Origin of the sequence: Sorangium sp. So ce381 (assembly GCF_051473845.1) — a bacterium.
Taxonomy (GTDB): Bacteria; Myxococcota_A; Polyangia; order Polyangiales; family Polyangiaceae; genus Sorangium; species Sorangium atrum.
The window spans coordinates 7,215,146-7,232,681 of record NZ_CP150336.1; the positions used below are offsets into that span (position 1 = coordinate 7,215,146).

Annotated in this window: 14 protein-coding genes; 7 read left to right on the plus strand and 7 right to left on the minus strand. The window is 69.3% G+C overall.

Going from position 1 to position 17,536, the window contains the following annotated elements; all coding sequences use genetic code 11:
* Positions 1 to 25 precede the first annotated feature (25 nt).
* The 5 genes from WMF29_RS26855 to WMF29_RS26875 form a co-directional block, all read right to left on the minus strand.
* Positions 26 to 703, minus strand: coding sequence for a DotU family type IV/VI secretion system protein (locus WMF29_RS26855; protein ID WP_272093890.1), 678 nt, complete (start codon positions 701 to 703; stop codon positions 26 to 28).
* Positions 704 to 737: 34 nt separating this feature from the next.
* The gene (gene tssK, locus WMF29_RS26860; protein ID WP_437322991.1) at positions 738 to 2,099 is read right to left on the minus strand and encodes a type VI secretion system baseplate subunit TssK; all 1,362 of its coding nucleotides are present in this window, start codon (positions 2,097 to 2,099) and stop codon (positions 738 to 740) included.
* A 181-nt stretch (positions 2,100 to 2,280) separates the two neighbouring features.
* Entirely contained in the window at positions 2,281 to 3,039 is a 759-nt protein-coding gene (gene tssJ, locus WMF29_RS26865) for a type VI secretion system lipoprotein TssJ (RefSeq protein ID WP_437322992.1), read from the minus strand.
* 116 nt (positions 3,040 to 3,155) lie between these two features.
* Positions 3,156 to 5,861: a type VI secretion system ATPase TssH gene (tssH, locus tag WMF29_RS26870; RefSeq protein ID WP_437322993.1), complete on the minus strand. Its 2,706-nt coding sequence runs from the start codon at positions 5,859 to 5,861 to the stop codon at positions 3,156 to 3,158.
* A gap of 36 nt (positions 5,862 to 5,897) precedes the next feature.
* A complete protein-coding gene (locus tag WMF29_RS26875) occupies positions 5,898 to 7,796 on the minus strand; it encodes a transglycosylase SLT domain-containing protein (protein ID WP_437322994.1) in 1,899 nt (632 codons plus the stop codon).
* 211 nt (positions 7,797 to 8,007) lie between these two features.
* Here WMF29_RS26875 and WMF29_RS26880 point away from each other — a divergent pair, with 211 nt between their 5' ends.
* Positions 8,008 to 9,300 carry a type VI secretion system-associated FHA domain protein gene (locus tag WMF29_RS26880; RefSeq protein WP_437322995.1) on the plus strand — a complete coding sequence of 431 codons (1,293 nt, stop codon included), beginning with the start codon at positions 8,008 to 8,010 and terminating at the stop codon, positions 9,298 to 9,300.
* Positions 9,301 to 9,390: 90 nt separating this feature from the next.
* Entirely contained in the window at positions 9,391 to 10,083 is a 693-nt protein-coding gene (locus tag WMF29_RS26885) for a hypothetical protein (RefSeq protein WP_437322996.1), read from the plus strand.
* A gap of 407 nt (positions 10,084 to 10,490) precedes the next feature.
* Here WMF29_RS26885 and WMF29_RS26890 read toward each other — a convergent pair whose 3' ends face one another.
* Positions 10,491 to 11,408, minus strand: coding sequence for a hypothetical protein (locus tag WMF29_RS26890; RefSeq protein ID WP_272093897.1), 918 nt, complete (start codon positions 11,406 to 11,408; stop codon positions 10,491 to 10,493).
* 556 nt (positions 11,409 to 11,964) lie between these two features.
* On the opposite strand from WMF29_RS26890, the gene WMF29_RS26895 reads away from it, so the two are divergent.
* The 5 genes from WMF29_RS26895 to tssG all read left to right on the plus strand — a co-directional run bounded on the left by WMF29_RS26895 (position 11,965) and on the right by tssG (position 16,635).
* On the plus strand, positions 11,965 to 12,477 hold the full coding sequence (locus tag WMF29_RS26895) for an Hcp family type VI secretion system effector (protein ID WP_437322997.1): 513 nt from the start codon (positions 11,965 to 11,967) through the stop codon (positions 12,475 to 12,477).
* 266 nt (positions 12,478 to 12,743) lie between these two features.
* On the plus strand, positions 12,744 to 13,229 hold the full coding sequence (gene tssD, locus WMF29_RS26900; RefSeq protein WP_437322998.1) for a type VI secretion system tube protein TssD: 486 nt from the start codon (positions 12,744 to 12,746) through the stop codon (positions 13,227 to 13,229).
* 46 nt (positions 13,230 to 13,275) lie between these two features.
* On the plus strand, positions 13,276 to 13,695 hold the full coding sequence (gene tssE / locus WMF29_RS26905) for a type VI secretion system baseplate subunit TssE (protein WP_437322999.1): 420 nt from the start codon (positions 13,276 to 13,278) through the stop codon (positions 13,693 to 13,695).
* A gap of 73 nt (positions 13,696 to 13,768) precedes the next feature.
* Entirely contained in the window at positions 13,769 to 15,538 is a 1,770-nt protein-coding gene (tssF, locus tag WMF29_RS26910; protein WP_437323000.1) for a type VI secretion system baseplate subunit TssF, read from the plus strand.
* Positions 15,502 to 16,635, plus strand: a complete 1,134-nt coding sequence (gene tssG / locus WMF29_RS26915) for a type VI secretion system baseplate subunit TssG (protein WP_437323001.1) — start codon at positions 15,502 to 15,504, stop codon at positions 16,633 to 16,635. Before tssF ends, tssG begins: the two co-directional genes overlap by 37 nt.
* Positions 16,636 to 16,709: 74 nt before the next feature.
* Here tssG and WMF29_RS26920 read toward each other — a convergent pair whose 3' ends face one another.
* The gene (locus tag WMF29_RS26920; protein WP_437323002.1) at positions 16,710 to 17,417 is read right to left on the minus strand and encodes a hypothetical protein; all 708 of its coding nucleotides are present in this window, start codon (positions 17,415 to 17,417) and stop codon (positions 16,710 to 16,712) included.
* Positions 17,418 to 17,536: the final 119 nt, after the last annotated feature.

Genomic DNA, 17,536 nt, shown 5'->3' on the forward strand with positions numbered 1-17,536 from the left:
GAACAGCAGAGAACGGCGGAGTCGCCTAGGTCCCCGTGCTGATCAGCTTCTTGATCTGGTCGGCCACGCCCTCCGCGTCCGAGGCCACGACGAGCCGGAGCACGATGACCACGAGGACGGCCAGCACGAGCAGCCCGAGCGCGATGGCCAGGTAGGGCAGCTCGCGGCGCACCGCGTTCGCCCCGCCGTCCTTGCGCTCCGCGTTCGGCGCGAGGACCTCACCGCCGCCCTCGGAGACAGCGACGTGGTTGCCCACGCCCTCGATCACGGCGCCGAGGCCCTCCTGCTGGCGCAAACGATATTTCCCCTGGAAGCCGAGGGCCAAGCAGAGGAAGTAGATTTGCGCGACGTGGTTCCTGCCGCGCTGGCCGTAGAGGTTGTCGAGGTTCGTGAAGAACCCGTCGCCGGCCGTGTTCAGCTGGAAGAACTGGAACTGCAGCGGGTTCTGGAGCCACTGCGTCCTCCCCGGCCAGTTCGAGTTGAAGATCACCTCGTCGGCGAATGCCGCGAGCGCGAACTTCGCGTCGATCATGTCCTGCTCGGGGATGCGCGCCTCCCGCCCGTTCTGCATCATCGTGTCGAACAGGCCGAGGACGCGCCGCTGGAGGATGTCGGGCGCCGGGAGGTCGCGCGAGTTCCTGAGCTGCAGGATCAGCGAGAGCACGTCGGAGCACACAAAGTACATCGTCTGCGAGAGGCTCATGGGCTCCTCACCCGGAGGGGGCGGCCTGACACGTTCACTTTCCTGCCGGGACGGCGATCAGCCGGAGATCGACCTTTTGCGGTTCGATCGGCTGGTAGATAGCGATCGTGCCAGAGCCGAGGATATCGTTCCAGTAATCGCCGTTCTGGTTGACGCGGAGGTAGACGAGGCCCGGCTTGATCGGGATGGCGCCCGGCGGCCGGTACTCGATGGCGACGTTCACGCCGGGCGTCGCGGAGTGCAGGATGTGCCCGATCTGCGTCCACGAGCCGATCTTGAGCAGGCGCGGGAGCCGCTCGCGCAGCGTGGCCTCGTCCGTGCCCTTCGCCTCGAGGAACATCTCGTGGCTGCGGGGCAGCTTCGGGTCCTCGAACCTGCCGAGGTACATGCCGTCCTCGCGCTTCTCGAGCGGCACGATGACGAACTGCTCCGTGACAACCTCGTTGATGAGCCGCCAGGCCCGGTCGAACATCGGGTCGAGGACGCCATCGAGCTCGAGGTAGTTGAACTTGGGGATCGTCGTCGGATCGCTGTCGGTCGCTGCAAAGGTGCAGAGCTCTCCGATGAGCGAGCCGAGGACGACATAACACTGCTCCGGGTGCGCACCGCCGTGGTCGACGAGGTGCGACACGATCGGGATGTACGAGTTCAGGGTATGGAGCAGCCAGAACTTGGTGAGGTCGGAGGCCTGGAAGTCGACCGACGCCGCGCTCCGCATGCGCCGCCCCTCGACGAGCGACTTCTGCTTGCCGACGAGCGCCGAGAGCACGCGGCGGAGGCCGGACATGATGTGATCCGACGTGTTGATGCGGAGGACCGACGGGATGAAATTCTTCCGCAGCGCGATCGCGCCGGAGCTGTCGCGGACGAGCTGCGCGATGCGCACGGTCTGGTAGGCGTCGCGCGGCTCGGTGCCGAAGAGGAGCCGCAGGTTGGTGCGGGCCCAGGTGACCGACTGCTCGTTGCGCCCGGAGTTCACGTCCGGGACCGTCGTCTGGGCGGCCACGAACCGCTGGGCGGGGCCTACCTTCGCCGGGTCCAGGCTGATGTTCGCCGCGGTCTCGCGCAGGTTCGGGATGCCGAGGAAGACGTCGAGCGTCTTCAAGGCGGCCGGGAAGGCGCCCTCGAGCGGCCGCGCCTCGACCTGGTCTTCGCCGCGATCGCCGATGAAGAACGGCGTGCCGTCGGGGAAGACGCCGTGGCATTTGACCACCTTGAACTGCCCGGCGGAGAGCGCCCGCTCATCGAACTGGGCGGACGTGATGCCCCAGTCATAGCCCACGACGGCGTGGAGGCGCGCGTGGAGCAGCGTCTCGTGGTAGGCGTCCGTTTGCTGCAGGTGCTGAGGGGTCATGAAGAGCCCCTCGGTCCAGACCGGCTTGCGCGGGTGAATCATGTCGCCCGTCCAGTCTTATCAGATGTGCCGTGCGCGGCGTCGCGAAAGCGGGTCGGGCGCGGGGAGCGACGACGCTGCGCTGCGCGCATCGGGCCGCTCGTTGTCGACCGGGGCCGCGCGGTCACGTCGCGCACGTCGCGTGGACTGCAGCTGGGAGGACGACCTGCGCGCGCCACGGCCGTCACTTCCCCGGGCGAGCGGGCGCCTCCGGCGCGGCCACCTTCTTCGGCAGGCTGAGCCGGCGAACGGCGCTCGCGTTGGGGAACATCGACTCGTCGAACTCGACCCCGTTGTCGATCTTCGTCGAGTCGATGAAGAACGCGACCCGCGGATCGGCCACGGGCGGACCTGCGTCGGGCTCGCGGCCGCCGCACTGGGCCTCTCCGGGCGGGAGCGGGAACTCGTAGAAGGTCTTCCAGCTGTTGCCCTTCGGGCTGTGGAACAGGGCGGCGCCGACGAGGTGGCTGGCGTCGGGCAGGCGCTCGAACTTCACCTCGACGAGGTCGTTCGGGAAGACCTCGACCTCGTCGACCTTGGCGAGGTCGTCCTCGAGCGTCTCCTTGTCCTTGAGGAGGATCTGGTCGTACGTCGCGTTCTCCATGCGCGCGCTGCTCTTCAGCTGGTAGAGCCGCACGACCACGGGCCGGGGGTTCCCGTTCTCGTTGGGGTTGATGTTGTCGGACGCGTAGATCGAGAGCGTCACGATCTGGACGTCGCACGGCTCGGGGGCCGCGGGCGGCGGCGCGGCGGACGTGCAGCCCGAGACCGCGGCGGGCAGCGCGGCGCCGAGGCCGACGGCGAAGGTCGCCGCCGCGATGGCCGCCGCGACCTTCGCCGGGGCCGCCCCGCGGAGGAGCGACGCCGGCCGACGTCGAGGCCCCGGCCGGCGCGCCGAGCCCTCCCCTGCGGGGGAGGGCGAACGCGGCTCCCCGATCCACATCGAACGCTGTAGGAGCTTGGCGAACGGGACCATGCTCCGCCCAATTTATGCGGAGTCTCGCGGCCAGTACAACTTTCGGTGTGCGAGCGGCGTCGATCGGTCCGATTCAGTCCGTTTCAGTCCGAGAACGAGATCGTGAAGTTCTTTTCGGCGTCGACCCCGATCTGGAGCCGCTTCGGAAGCGGCCCCTCCGCCATCTTCTCGAGGACGGCGACCGAGAGCTGCGGCAGGAGCGACGCCCGGAGGATATGGTCGATGTTGCGCGCCCCCGTGTCGACCTCGGTGCAGCGCGCCGCGATCGTGTCGACGAGCGCGTCCGAGTACGACGCCTCGATCCGCTGGCTCTTGCGCAGGCGGTCGACGAGCGCGTCGAGCTTGAGCCGCGTGATCTCGCCGAGCGCGTCGGGCGAGATCGGCAGGTACGGCACCGTCGTCATGCGCGCGAGAAGCGCCGGCTTGAAGTGCGCGGAGAGCGTCGGCTTGATCGCCTCGACGATCTCCTTGATGAACTCGCCGTCCGCGTCGAGGCGGCGCGACGGGTCTTCTTCCCGCGCGGCGACCGTCATGTTCGTGATCTTGTCGGTCGCGAGGTTGCTCGTCAGGATGATGACCGTGTTCTTGAAGTCGACGAGCCGCCCCTCGCCGTCGCTCAGCATGCCCTTGTCGAACACCTGGTAGAACAGGTTCATCACGTCGGGGTCGGCCTTCTCGACCTCGTCGAGGAGCACCACCGTGTAGGGCCGCTGGCGCACGGCCTCGGTGAGCATGCCGCCCTCGCCATAGCCGACGTAGCCCGGGGGCGAGCCGATGAGCCGGGAGACCGTGTGCTTCTCCTGGAACTCGGACATGTTGATGACCGTCATCATCCGCTCGCCGCCGAACATGAGGTCGGCGATCCCGAGCGCGGTCTCCGTCTTGCCGACGCCGCTGGGCCCCACGAGCAGGAACACGCCCTGCGGCGTGCTCAGCGGCTTCAGGCCCGCGCGCGCGCTCCGGAGCTCCTTCGAGATGCTCACGATGCCGTGCGTCTGCCCCTTGATCCGCCGGGTCAGCCGGTCCTCCATCTCGAGGAGCGCCTTCACGTCGTCCTGGACCATCTTGCCGACGGGGATGCCCGTCCAGGCCGCGACCACGCTCGCGACCATGGCCTCGTCGACGTCCGGCCGGACCAGGGGCACCTCGCCCTGGCTCTTCTTGAGCTCGTCGAGGGCCTTGACCACCTCGCGGCGCGCGGCGTCGCGCTCCTCGTTGGTCTTGGCCTCGTCCATCTTCTTGCGGGCGTCGATGACCCGCTGCGTGCCCGCCGTCTCCTTCGCGTAGTCGGCGCGCACCGACTCGAGCTCGGCCTTCGCCTTCGCGAGCCTGTCCTTCAGCGCGCTGACCCGCTCTTCATCGATGTGCACGCCCCTGTCGCGATCGCGCTCGAGCGCCTTGAGCTCGGTCTCTGTGTTCACGATGAGGATCTCGGCGTCCTCGACCGCGGAGGGGCGCTGCTGCAGCGCGACCTTCACCCGGGCCGCGCAGGTGTCGAGCAGGTCGACCGCCTTGTCCGGCAGCTGCCTTCCGGTCAGGTAGCGCGCCGACAGCCGCACGGCCGCTGTCACCGCCTCATCCTGGATGATGACGTTGTGGGCCGCTTCGAACTTCGGCCGGAGCCCCCGGAGCATGACGACGGCCGCCGGTTCGCTCGGCTCGTCGACCTTCACCGGCTGGAAGCGCCGCTCGAGGGCCGCGTCCTTCTCGAAATATTTCTTGTACTCGCTCCACGTCGTGGCCGCGATCGTCCGGAGCTCGCCGCGGGCGAGCGCCGGCTTGAGCAGGTTGGCCGCGTCGCCGCCGCCTTGCTGGCCGCCCGCGCCGATGAGCGTGTGCGCCTCGTCGATGAAGAGGATGATCGGCTTCGACGACCCCTTCACCTCGGCGATCACCTGCTTCATCCGGTTCTCGAACTCGCCCTTCACGCCGGCCCCTGCCTGGAGCAGCCCCATGTCGAGCCCGAGGATGTCGACGCCCTGCAGGAGCGGCGGCACCTTCGGGTTCTCCGGCGTGCTCTCGACGATGAGCAGCGCGAGCCCCTCGACGAGCGCCGTCTTCCCGACGCCCGCGTCGCCGACGATGATCGGGTTGTTCTTGCGCCGCCGCGCGAGGATATCGATGACCTGCCGGATCTCCCGCTCGCGGCCGAAGATCGGATCGATCTGCCCCGCGCGCGCCTTCCCCGTGTAGTCGACGCAGAACTTCGCCAGCGCCGAATCGGGCCCGGCGCTCGCCATCCCGGCCGGCAGCTTCCCGGCCCCGGGCGCGCCCGCGCCCGCCGAGGCCGCCGCGGCCTCGGCCTCCTCCTTGGAGCCGGAGACGATCTTGGAGAGGTTGTTCTTGAGATCGTCTTTCGAGATGCCCTCGAGGTACGCGCCGATGCTGCTCACCGAGTACCGGGTCGGCTGCTGGACGAGGCGCTGGAAGAGCACGCCGCTCCGGACCCGCTGGTAGCCGTACTCCATGGATCCGACGAGATAGGCGTCCTGCATCCACTCGAGCATCGTCGGCGAGAGCACGGGCCTCCCGGCGTTGCCTTTCCTCAGCTCTTCCAGGCTGCGCTGGAGCGCGGCGCGGAGGTGCGAGGGGTCGAGATCATAGTGGGATACGAGAAACGCGATGTCGGAGTTCGCGTCGTCGAGCAGCGCGAGGAGCAGGTGCTCGAGCGTGACCTCGTAGTGGCGCGCGTTGACACACTGGCCAATCGCCGCCTCGAGGGCAGAGGTGCAGTTCTTTGTGAGTCGCTTGACGATGGCTTTTGTGTCGACGAGCTGCATGCGCGGCATGCTAACCGAGGCGCGCCCTCGTCCGAAAGCGCCTCGTCAGCCTCGCCCCTTGCGCTTCTTCTCCGCGGCCTCCGGGGCGCGGCCCTCGGCCCCGCTCGCGTCTCCGCGCTCCCTCACGGGCGGCTTGGCCCCCCCGCGGGTCGCGTCGCCGCGCGGCGCCGGCGCGGCGTCGCGGGCGCCGTCGTCCTTCTCCTGCGCGGCGAGCGGTTCGCCGGCCGCGACGCGGTCCACCATGTCGGGCCGTATCCGCAGCTTGAGCAGGGCGCCGACGCGGAGCTTTTGGTCCGGCTCAATACGGTTATCGCGCGCGACGTCCTCGACGTCTATGACGAACTGCCTCGCCACGCCGATCAGCGTATCGCCGGGCGCGACGCGGTAGAGCATCACCTCGCGCGCGGACCGCGACTGCCCGCGCGCGGCGCGCGTCCGCAGCGGGGCGCGCGAGACGTCGACCGCGTCGTCGTCGGACGAGCCCTCCGCGCCGTCGTCGAGCGACGACATCGCCACGGGATCGCGCATCGAGCGTCGCTTGCCGAGCGCAGGCCGGCCGTCGTCGTCCACGTCCGTCTCCGCCGTCTCGGCCGTCCGCTTCCGCGCGGGCTTCGGGAGGAGCGAGAGCAGGCTCTCGTCGTCCCGGCTCCCCCTCCGCGGCGCGAAGTCGCGCCCACCGAGCAGGTCGACCGGATCGAGGATCGACGCGTCGTCCGTGGAGAGCACGTCCGTGGAGAGCATCGCGGGCAGGGCGGCCTGCGCTCGCGCCAGCGTGTCCGACGGGAGCATCACGAGGAAGTCCCCCCGTCCGGGCGGCACGCGGTCCCCCAGGATGTCGGGGTTCAGCTTCCGCAGCGTCGAGGTCCCGACGCCGGCGGCCTTCGCCAGCGTCTTGAGCGGCGTCCCCGGGGACACCGCGATCTCTGCGGCGTCGATCGGCCGGCTCACCGCGACCTCATCGAACCCGAACCGCTCCAGGTTGTTCGCCACGATCGCCGCCGCCCCGATCTTCGGCACGTACGCGGCCGTCTCCGAGGGGATCGCCTCCTGGCGCGCCAGCTCGTTGAAGTCCGACGTCCCGTAGCGATCGATGCGGTCGAGCAGCTGCTCGTAGCCCATGTTGTAGGCCGCGAGCGCGAGATCCCAGCTGCCGAAGCGCAGGTAGAGATCGCGCAGGTGGTGAGCCGCCGCCTGCGTGGCGAGGCGCGGGTTCTTCCGCTGGTCGAGGTGCCGCGTCTGCTGGAGCCCGTAGACCGCGCCGGTGGCGGGCATGAACTGCCAGAGCCCGACGGCGCCGACCGGGGATTTCGCCCTCGGGTCGAAGCCGCTCTCGATCATGGCCACCCAGAGGAGATCCTCCGGAAGCCGTCGTTCCCTGAGCTCGGCCTGGATCATCTCCTGGTACCGACCGCTCCGCTTCAGCCACGTCTCGAACATCTGCCGCCCGCGGTCGGTGCGCGTGAAGAAGCGGACGTACTTGAGGGTGCGGCGCGACACGGCGAGCCGGAGGTCCGGCAGCTGCAGCTTCGAGAGCGCCTCGGCGCCGGCCGAGTCGAGGTCGTCCACGTCGTCGGCGTAGCTGCCTTCCGCCGAGAACGCGCGCGGCGGCCGCGAGAAGCTCGGCCGGTCGACCTCGCACGCGGCGCCCTCCCGCGCGTCGCGCCCCGCGGCCTCGCGCAGCCGCCACAGCTCCCGCGACTCGCCCCCCGGCGGCGCTGCCGGGCCGTCGAGCCCGCGCGCAGACGCCGCGGTCGGCGGCGGCGCCGCGGCGAGCGCCCCGACCGGCGCCGTCGCCCGCGGCGCCCCGAGCTGGTAGGTCGACACCGCCGACTGGACCGACGTGATCGCCGACTGGGGCGCCGCCATCCCGACCCCGTAGCCAAACGCCAGGGCCGAGACCAGGGGAGGGATCTTGTGGACGAGGCTCATTTGCGTGTGGTTCAACGTCGCACCATGTAGGCAAACCGGTCAACAAACCGGCCGGCCCGGGTGGGCGGGGCTTGGCGAGCCGCTGGGCGGGCCGGCCTCGGCGCCCTCTGGACGGGCCGGCCTCGGCGTGGCCTCTGGGTGGGCCGCACGCGGACTGGCGGGCCGCATGGTGCGGATGGACGTCAGGCACTCCCGTCCGGCGGAGCGGGTCTGCTAGTCTGCACCCATGCCGGCGGCGCTCTCGGCCCGCGTGTCCGACACCCAGGCCAACCAAAGCTTCGACGCTTCGTTCGAGCGCTTCCCTGTCCGGATCGGCAGGAATCAGCTGAACGACCTTCACATCGACCGGCCCTACATCTCCCAGTTCCATGCGGCGGTGGACGTCCGCGATCGCCGGATCCTCGTGCGCGACCTCGGCTCCACCAACGGGACGATGTTCGCGGGGCACCGGCTGGCGCGCGACACCTCGGTGGACGTGAGCGGCCAGCCGGAGATCACGATCGGCCCGATCCAGATCCGGCTCGCGATCATCGAGGCGCCGCTGAAGTCCGAGAGCCCGAACGACGGCACGCTGCTCGGCACGGGCGGAGACAACCTCTCCGCGCTGATCAGCCCGCAGAAGCGCGCCGCCCCCGGCGGTGAAGACCCCTACCTGCGGCAGGTGGTCCCGTACCTGGAGGCGTACCGGACCGCGTGGGCCGCGGTCTACCGGATGATCTGGGATCACCTCGCGCGCCTCCCGCCCGATGCGCGCCAGAGCTACCTGCGCCGGCTCGGCGAGGAGCACCCGAGCGTGCTCGCGGAGCGGGATTTCCAGAAGATCTCTCAGTACTACGGCGTGGACTACCGCACGCTCGGCGAGCTGGCCCCGGCGAACGCGGCGTTCGCAGCGCTCTCCGAGCTGGCGGGCGCCCTCGCGCCCGGCACGAAGCCGCCCGACGACGTCGCGGGCATCGTCAACTTCGCGCGGCGGCTCCGCGACACGATGGAGGTCTTCCTGAAGTGCTTCGTGAGCTTGCGCGACGGCTATCAGGAGTTCGAGGCCGAGGTGCTGGCGCGCGATCGCTCCGCGGAGACGGACAAGGTCGCGAACGCGCAGGACGCGAAGGAGCTCGGCACGGTCCTGCTCACGCCGGTCGGGGGCCCGGACGCCGCGCGGCACCTCCACGAGATCTTCGTGGATGTCATGAGCCACCAGATCGCGCTCTTGAACGGCGTGATGGGGGGCGTGAGGTCGCTGCTCGTCAAGCTCTCCCCGAAGACGCTCGAGGAGAAGCTCGAGCGCGCGGGCAAGAAAGGCGGGCTGTTCTCGAACAGGTACGAGGAGCTCTGGAAGCTCTACGAGCGCCGCCACGGCGACTATTCGGGGGAGGACAAGGAGACTTTTCGGGAAATATTTGGCGAGCAGTTCTCTCGGGCGTACGCTGCGACCGCCGCAGAGGACTATGGGTCGTCCGGCGAGTCGGGAGGCCGGAGCATCGTCCGCTTCCCCGGCACTGGGAATCCGAACAAACGCTAGCGCCCCAACACGGCGGGGCTTCGCGCGGCGAGCCGCGTCATGGGCTCGCCGATCTTCGCCGGAGGCGCGGCCGAACGCGAGGCGCCGTTCATGCGAATCAGGGAGAAAGTCGTAGCAGCAGGATGTCTGGCCGTCGCCGCGTGCCTCCTCGCCCCGATCGAGGCGGCCGCGCAGACGACGGTCCAACGCGATAAGAACTGGGCCACGGTCTCGGACGTGAGCCTCGTGCTGGGAAGCTCCGTCGTTTTCCTGATGCCGCGTGTGTATTACAGCGATCCCGAGGCCACCGTCGGCTGGAAGGGGCGCTGGCATTTCTCGGTCATGGCGCCCGCCATGACGATGACGGCGCTGACGCTGCTCGTGGACCTGCCGATCAAGAACGCGCTCGAGTCGACGCGCCCTGGCTGCTCGATCGACGAGACGAAGGCGGCTGTGTCCGACTCGGGCTGCGAGTCGTTCGGCGGCCCGTCGACGCACGCGTTCGCCTCCTGGGGCGCGACGGGCGCGGGGACGGGCATCTTCGTGGTCGACACGTTCCGCTACTCGTCTGGCCGCTTCAACGCCGGCGGCTTCATCGGCAATGTGGCCTTCCCCCTCACCGCCTCGGTCGTCACCACCATCGCCCGGAGCGTCGCCCCCGGCGACACGCGGCCGCACGAGAACGCCGGTCAGATCGCGATCGGCGGCGTCACCGGCTTCCTGAGCGGCCTCGCCGTCGGCACCGCCTACGCGATGCTCCAGCGCCCGAACTGCGGCTACGGCAACGCGCTGTTCTGCTGGTAGCCGCCTCTCCGGCAGGCCCCCTCCCCTCTCTCCGCCAGGCCTCCCTCCTCCCCTCGCTAGCAAGCCTCCCCCCGCTCGCTGGAGCGGCCAGGGGTCGTGGGGGAGCGCAGGGGGGCAGGCCGAGGTTCGAGCACATCACGCGCGCCGCGTCCGCGCCATGCGCGGGCAAGGCGCGCGTCCGGCGGGCCCCCCGCCCCCCCGCCCCCCCGCCCCCTCTACGACCCCCTGGCCGCGCCTGCTGTTCTCCAGCGGTTTCCGCCCCCCCTCTGCCCCATGCCGAGCAGAGCGGCGGTCACCCGCACAGGAGACGGGCCCAGATCGGCGTTTTCGGCGCGCAAGCGCACTCCCGTGCGCTGAGCACCGAAAACGTCGAGGTGGGCCCGTATCCGAAGCGGGTGACCGCCGCTCTAGTCCTGTCCGACGACGCGCTCCCAGAGCGGATCGTTCGACGAGAAGAGCGTATCTCGCTCCACCCGGAGGAATCGCTGGAACTCGACGCGGCGGAGCTCGCGGTCGCTGTCGCGGTTGCCATCGTCGTGCTTCACGATCTTCACCCGCACCTGCTCGAGCAGCTGAATGCCGTTCGGCTTGTAGGAGACGTCGGTGCGCAGCACGTAGCGAGCGTAGAGCCCGCGCTCGGTGACGGAGGGCACCACCGCCGTCCGCTCCAGGTCGACGGACGCCGCCTCGATCAGCCGTCCCCTCCGCGCGAGGTAGAAGTGGGCTCGTTGTCGGCAGTCGTCGGGATCAGGGCAGCTCTTCGTCTCGGCCACGACGAGGTTGTCGTTGCCGAGGCGCACCGGGGACAGCTTGGTCCCCTTGGCGGGCGCGCGGAAGCTGCCGACCCCGTAGACGTCCGCGCGATCGCCGGCCGCTCGCACGAGCGCCACGAGGCCGCCCTCGTCGCCGTTCTCGAACTTGAGGACGCGCACCCATACGGCGCGAAGCCCCTCCGGCCCGGAGCGGATCTCGACCTCGTCGGGATCGATCTTGCGCGGCCAGCCGGACTTGGAGATGCCGCCGCGCAGGGTCTCGTTGGCGAACACGTAGTGGCCGGTACAGTCGACGTCGGTCGGTCCGATCCCGCGTTCCTCGCTGTAGCCGGGAATGACGACGCTCAGCCACTGGTCTGGGTCGAGGGTGCGGACGGCCGCCTTGCCGCCTGCCCCGCGCTTCGCAGGCGGCAGCTGGGTCGTGCACACCGGGATCGGATTCTGCTTGCGTGTCTGGAGCTCGCCGTGTGGCTGCTCTGGGTACGATCCGCAGCCCGCGAGGGCGGCGGCGAGCCCCAGGCCGACGACGGAGCCGAAGCGAACGATGCTCACGCGCTCTTCGTATCATGCAAGGCGTCGCCAAGGCGAGTTCGCGACCCAACGCCCTGGCCGGCCAACGGGGCTGGCCGGCCAACGGCTCTGGCCGGCCAACGGCTCTGGCCGGCCAGCCCGCCTCGTTCTCGGTGTCGGCGGCCGCACGCATGCCAGATCACGCTGCCGTCCCGCGCGTCGTCACGTTCCCCACACGCCCGCAACGCGATGGACACGCCCGCGTCCTCTTATGGAAGCGATGGCTTCGCGACGGAATATTGCGCGCCCTCAGGAACCAGACACGAACCAAACCCCAACCGAAAGCGAACCGAAAGCGAACCGAATGCCAACCGAATGCCAAGAAACCCGCGCTGCCCCGGGACACAAAAGTCTTGACGCTCCCAAAGAGGGAGTTACCTTCTGGACTCCCTGAGACGAACAGGGGTAGAGATACGATGAGAGTCTTATCTCTATGTTTCTTAACTCCTAGTCCCGACGGGGCGGACCGTCTGCCAGCGCGCAATGGGGCGTAGACTGAGCCCAGGCGGCGAGTTCTTGAAGGAAGAGGCATCTGATCATGGCGTTGCAAGCTCATCTCCAGTTGAAGGGCATTACCCAGGGCCCCATCGACGGCTCGGTCACCCAGAAGGGTCGCGAGAAGACCATCGCTGTCATCGCTGTCCAGCATCAGGTCGTGAGCCCGCGTGACCCGGCGACCGGGATGCCCAGCGGGAAGCGCCAGCACAAGCCCTTCGTGATCACGAAGGAGCTCGACAAGTCAACCCCCCTTCTTTACAACGCCCTGGTCAACAACGAGAGCATCTCGGAGTGGACGCTCAAGTTCTACACGCCGGGCACCGCGGCGTCGAAGAACGTCGGCAAGGAGCAGAACCACTACACGGTCAAGCTCACGAACGCGACGGTCGCGAGCATCGACTTCCAGATGGACAACACCCGCTTGAACGACGGCAGCAAGGACAGGCCGGAGTACGAGCGGGTCTCCTTCACCTACCAGAAGATCGAGTGGTCGTACGATGACGGCGACGGCGCGCGCCAGGCGGACGACGACTGGCAGGCGCCGAACCAGTAACGCCTAGCGGTCGAGGTCTCGTCGCACCGGGCGGCCTTCGGGTCGCCCGGTTGCGTTTGTTGTCCTGACGTTGGGGCATCAGAGCGGGGCGCAGCTTCGTGCGCTACGGGCTCAGCCGCTTAGGCAGGCGAGTGAGGCGTACGAAAGTACGCCGCAGCGAGCCGAACGACGCGGATGAACCCGTAGCGCACGAAGCTGCGCCCCGCTCCAGGGGATTCCTCAAAATCAGGCATGGCCATCACGCGCAGCAAGCTCAGAATGTTGGCATGCCCCTCAGCGCCTACCTCAGACTCACTGGCGAAAGACAAGGGGAAATCAGGGGATCCGTCACCCAGAAGGGGCGAGAAGGTAGCATCCTCGTCACCGAGGTATTCCACTCGCTGGTGGGGCCGCGCGACCCGGTCACCGGGCGCCCGACGGGCAAGCGGATGCACAAGCCCTTCGTCGTCACGAAGGACCTCGATCGGTCCACCCCGCTCCTCCTCAGCATCCTCAGCCACAACGAGGGCATCCCCCGCTGGGAGCTCCAGTTCTACAGGTCGATCGCGATCGGCGTCGAGAAGCCTGTCTTCACGGTCCAGCTCACGAACGCGAACATCTCGAGCATCCAGTTCCACATGCACAACGTGAGGAACCCGGGGCAATCGCGCTTGCCCGAGCAGGAGGAGGTCGCGTTCACGTACCAGAAGGTCGTCTGGATCTGGAACGACGGGGGCGTCTCCGCGGAAGACGACTGGCTCACGCCGCGCTGAGCGGGCGGGCTTCCGCTCGAGGCGCGAGCTGATCTACGATCCCGCCGTGGCCGGTGCCTCCCTCCTCACCCGAATCGCGCACGCGGCCGACCCGCACTCGACGGAGCGGCACACCTACCGGGATCACGACCTCGAGTCGGCCATCCTGACGCACCTCGGGCACATGCTGAACACCCGCCAGGGGAGCTCGCTGACCTGCCCGGACTACGGCCTGATGGAGGTCTCGGAGGTGCTGCATGAGTTCCCCGAGGCGATCGGCCTGGTGCAGCGATCGCTCAAGAACTGCATCCAGACCTACGAGCCGCGGCTGAAGAACGTGCAGGTCCGGCACCTGCGCACGGACGCGATCCAGTCGATGGTCCTCGAGTTCGAGATCACCGCGCAGATCCACTTTCCCGATGGCCGGCGGCAAGCGCTCCGGCTCGGCGCTGCGGTGGACCAGAGCGGCAACGTCCGGGTGATGTAGCCCCCGCCCGGCAGCCTGGCTCACGGCGGTTGACAGCCTTCGGCCCCGGCGGTCGACTGGCGGTGGCGAGAGGATGTTCAACAAGTACTACCAGGACGAGCTCACCTACCTGCGGGATCTGGGGCGCGAGTTCGCCGCCGCCTACCCCGGGATCGCGCCCATGCTCGCGGAGAAAGGCGGGGACCCCGACGTCGAGCGCCTGCTCGAAGGCGTCGCGTTCCTGACGGGCAAGATCCGCCAGAAGCTCGACGACGAGCTCCCCGAGGTGATCCACTCGGTCGCATCGCTGCTCTTTCCGCACTACCTCCGCCAGATCCCGGCGACATCCATCATCGAGTTCACGCCGCTCCCGAACGTGGTGCGCGAGAAGCTCGTCGTCGCTCGGCACGCGGAGGTCGGATCGGTGCCGGTCGACGGCGTCTCGTGCCGGTTCCGCACGACCCAGGACGTCGAGCTCGTCCCGCTCGCGGTGGAGGACGTGCGCGTCGACACGGGCGCGCAGCTCGCGCAGACGCTCCGCATCGAGCTCCGTCTGACCGGCGGAGCCGCGCTGTCGGGCCTGTCGCTCTCCTCGCTGCGCTTCTACATCCACGGTGAGCGCAGGCTGCAGGACGACCTCCGCCTCTGGGTCGGGGCGCACGTCGACACCGTCGCGCTGGCCGCGGTGGACGCCGCGGGGCGCGACACGACGATCGCGTCGCTCCCGGCGCGCTCCGTGCGGCTCACCGGCTTCTCCGATGAAGAGTCGCTGATCCCGTACCCGAAGACGGTCTACCCGGGGTTCCGGCTCCTGCAGGAGTTCTTCACGCTCCCGCAGAAGTTCGCGTTCTTCGACGTGACCGGCCTGCAGGCGCTCTCGGCGGAGCGGATCTCGGACCGGTTCGCGATCCTGCTGCAGTTCAGGGACGGGCTCCCGCCGGGGACGCGGATCGGCAGGGAGAACCTCCGGCTGTTCTGCTCGCCCGTCGTGAACCTGTTCGAGCACACGAGCGATCCGATCAAGCCCGAGGCCACGAAGCACGAGTACCTCTGCCGCCCGGCGGGCGCGGCGCCCGCGGCGTTCGAGATCCACAGCATCGACAAGGTCGTCGGCATCGCCCGGCGCACGAGCCAGCGCGTCGAGATCCCCTCGTTCTTCAGCTTCCAGCACGAGCTCGATCCCGAGGCCGCCGCGCGGACGATCTTCTATCAGGCGCACCTCCGCCCGGCCGCCATCGGCGACGGCATCGACATGTACCTCTCGTTCGGCTCCCCGCAGGACGCCGGGGCCCTCCCCGAGTTCGACGTGATCAGCATCGAGGCGACGAGCACGAACCGCCGCCTGCCGGCGCAGCTGAAGCTCGGCGATCTCCGGGTGCCGACGGCGACCTCGCCCGCCGTGGCGAGCTTCACCAACCTCACCGGCGTCACCGCGCCGCTCCCGCCGCCGCTCGGGCGCGAGCTGCAGTGGCGCGTGCTGGCGCACATGGCGATGAGCTACCGCTCGATCACCGAGCTCGAGGTGCTCCGGGCGACGGTCGATCTCTACAATTTCCAGGCGATCGTCGATCGTCAGGCGGCGCGCGCGAACCAGCTCCGCCTGGCCGCGATCAAGTCGATCCGGGTGCGGCCGACGGATCGGCTGTACCGGGGGGCGCCGGTGCGCGGCGTCGCGGTCGACGTCGAGCTCGACGAGGGCGGGTTCGTCGGCGAGGGAGAGATGTACCTGTTCGCGAGCATCCTGAACGAGATGCTCGGGTCCTACGTCTCGCTGAACTCGTTCACGCAGCTGACGGTCACCGGCACGAATACACGCGTGGTGCACAAATGGGACCCGAAGAGCGGCAGCCTGACGCTGATCTGAGGCCGGCTGCGCCGAGAGGCGCCGCGAGCGCCGACCCCGTCGCGCTGGAGACGCTCCGGCGCTTCGCGGATACCGCGCCGCGCTTCTCGTACTACCGCCTCATCTACCTGCTCGAGCGGCTCTTCCCTGCCGCGCCGCCGGTGGGCCAGCTCGGGCCGGTGCAGGACGAGCGCATCCGGCTGCGCGGCGACCCGTCGCTCATCTTCGCCTCGAGCGACGTGAGCGAGCTCGCGCCGGTCAAGTCGGCTGACGGCGTGGAGCGCGCCCGCGTCTCCACCACGTTCCTCAGCCTGTACGGCTCGGTGTCGCCGATGCCGGCGTACTTCATCGAGCAGATCGCGCAGGCCGACTACCAGGGCGGCCCGCAGCCGATCCGAGAGCTCCTCGACGTCTTCCATCACCGGCTCCTGTCGCTGCTCTACCGCGCGTGGACCAAGTACCGCCTGCCCGTCACGTACCGCAAGCAGGGCGCCGATCCCTTCTCGCGCCGGATGCTCTGCGCGGTCGGCGTCGACGGCTTCCGCGGCTACGAGACGCCGCTCGATCGCTTCTTCTTCCTCCGCTACGCGTCGGTCCTCGCCTCGAAGTCGCGCTCGGCGAGGAACCTGGAGACGGTCCTGTCCGAGATGCTCGGCAACATCGGGGTGAAGATCGAGCAGTTCGTCGGCCACTGGACGAAGATCGAGAAGCCGTTCAGGAACAAGCTCGGCGTGATGAACCATCAGCTGGGCGAGAGCCTGACGCTGGGGCGCTATGTGTTCGACGGCTCCGGCCGCTACAAGGTCGTGCTCGGCCCGGTGGGCTACGACGAGTACCTCTCCTTCTTGCCCGGGGGCCGGCGGCAGGATCTGGTCCGCGGCGTCATCGAGACGTTCACGCCTGGCATCCACGACGTGATGCTCGAGATCCACGTGGACACGGAGGAGGCGCCGCGGTTCCAGCTCGGCTCGCCGCGCGCCGCGACGCTCAAGCGCACCGCGTGGATCGGCGGATCTGCGGCGGAGCGGCTCGTGATCACGATCCCCCTCGACGACAAACACCTCGCGGGCGGCGACGACGAGGACGACGACGATCGGGGCGAGCCCCCGCCGATGTGAGCGGGGCCGAGCGCCGCCGCCGCGGGCCGCCGGGAGGCGCTCGCGCCGTGGCCCCGTCTTGGCCCGCCCTGCGCTCAGTAAACGGTGAGGCTCTGCAGCGCGGCGGTGATCTCGTCGGCGTTCGCGTCGACGTTCTCGTGGTGCACGATCTGCACGAGCAGGATGCGGCGAGGGCTCCGGATCAGGATCTCGTGGGCGAAGGCATCCGAGACGGGCTTCGACGGGATCTTCGCCTTGACGAGGTAGCTGCGCCCCTGCGTGTTCGCCGTGGCCACGGGCGCGCGGCCGGAGAGGACCTCCGCGCCCTGCTCCTCGAGGTCCGCCTCGTAGCGCTTGAGCACGTCGGGCCACGGATCCTCGGGGCTGTCGATGCGCTCGTAGATCGAGAACAGGAACTGCCGCGGCGACTGGTACGTGATGAAGCGGTGCTCGGGCGTGTAGTCGGCGCCGCCGACGTTCCAGTCCATCGGGCGGCTCATGCGGACGTCGCCGTTCATGAGGCCCACGCCGATCCGGCGCGGCACCCGGTCCGTCGCCGGCGCGTCGAGCGGCGGGAAGTACACCTCGAAGCTCGAGTCCTTGCTCAGGGTGCCGGCCGCGCCGTGGAGGTAGAAGACGTCGTCCTGCTTGGGGGCGGTGGGCGAGCCGCCGCAGCCGGCGAGCAGCGCGATCGCAGCCACGGCGACGCAGGCCACGCCCGCGCGCCCCGCTCCGGCGGCGAGCGGACGGCGGGCGCGGAAGGCGGGGACGTGCGCGAGCATCGGCATTCCGAGGTGCCTCATCGGGGGAACTCTAGGCCAGCGAGGGCACGCCAGCCAAATGTTCGCCGAGGAGTTTGCCCTCGGGGTGTCCGGCATTGAATGATTGCCCGGCCCGGGCAGCGCTGCGCCCGCCGATCGAG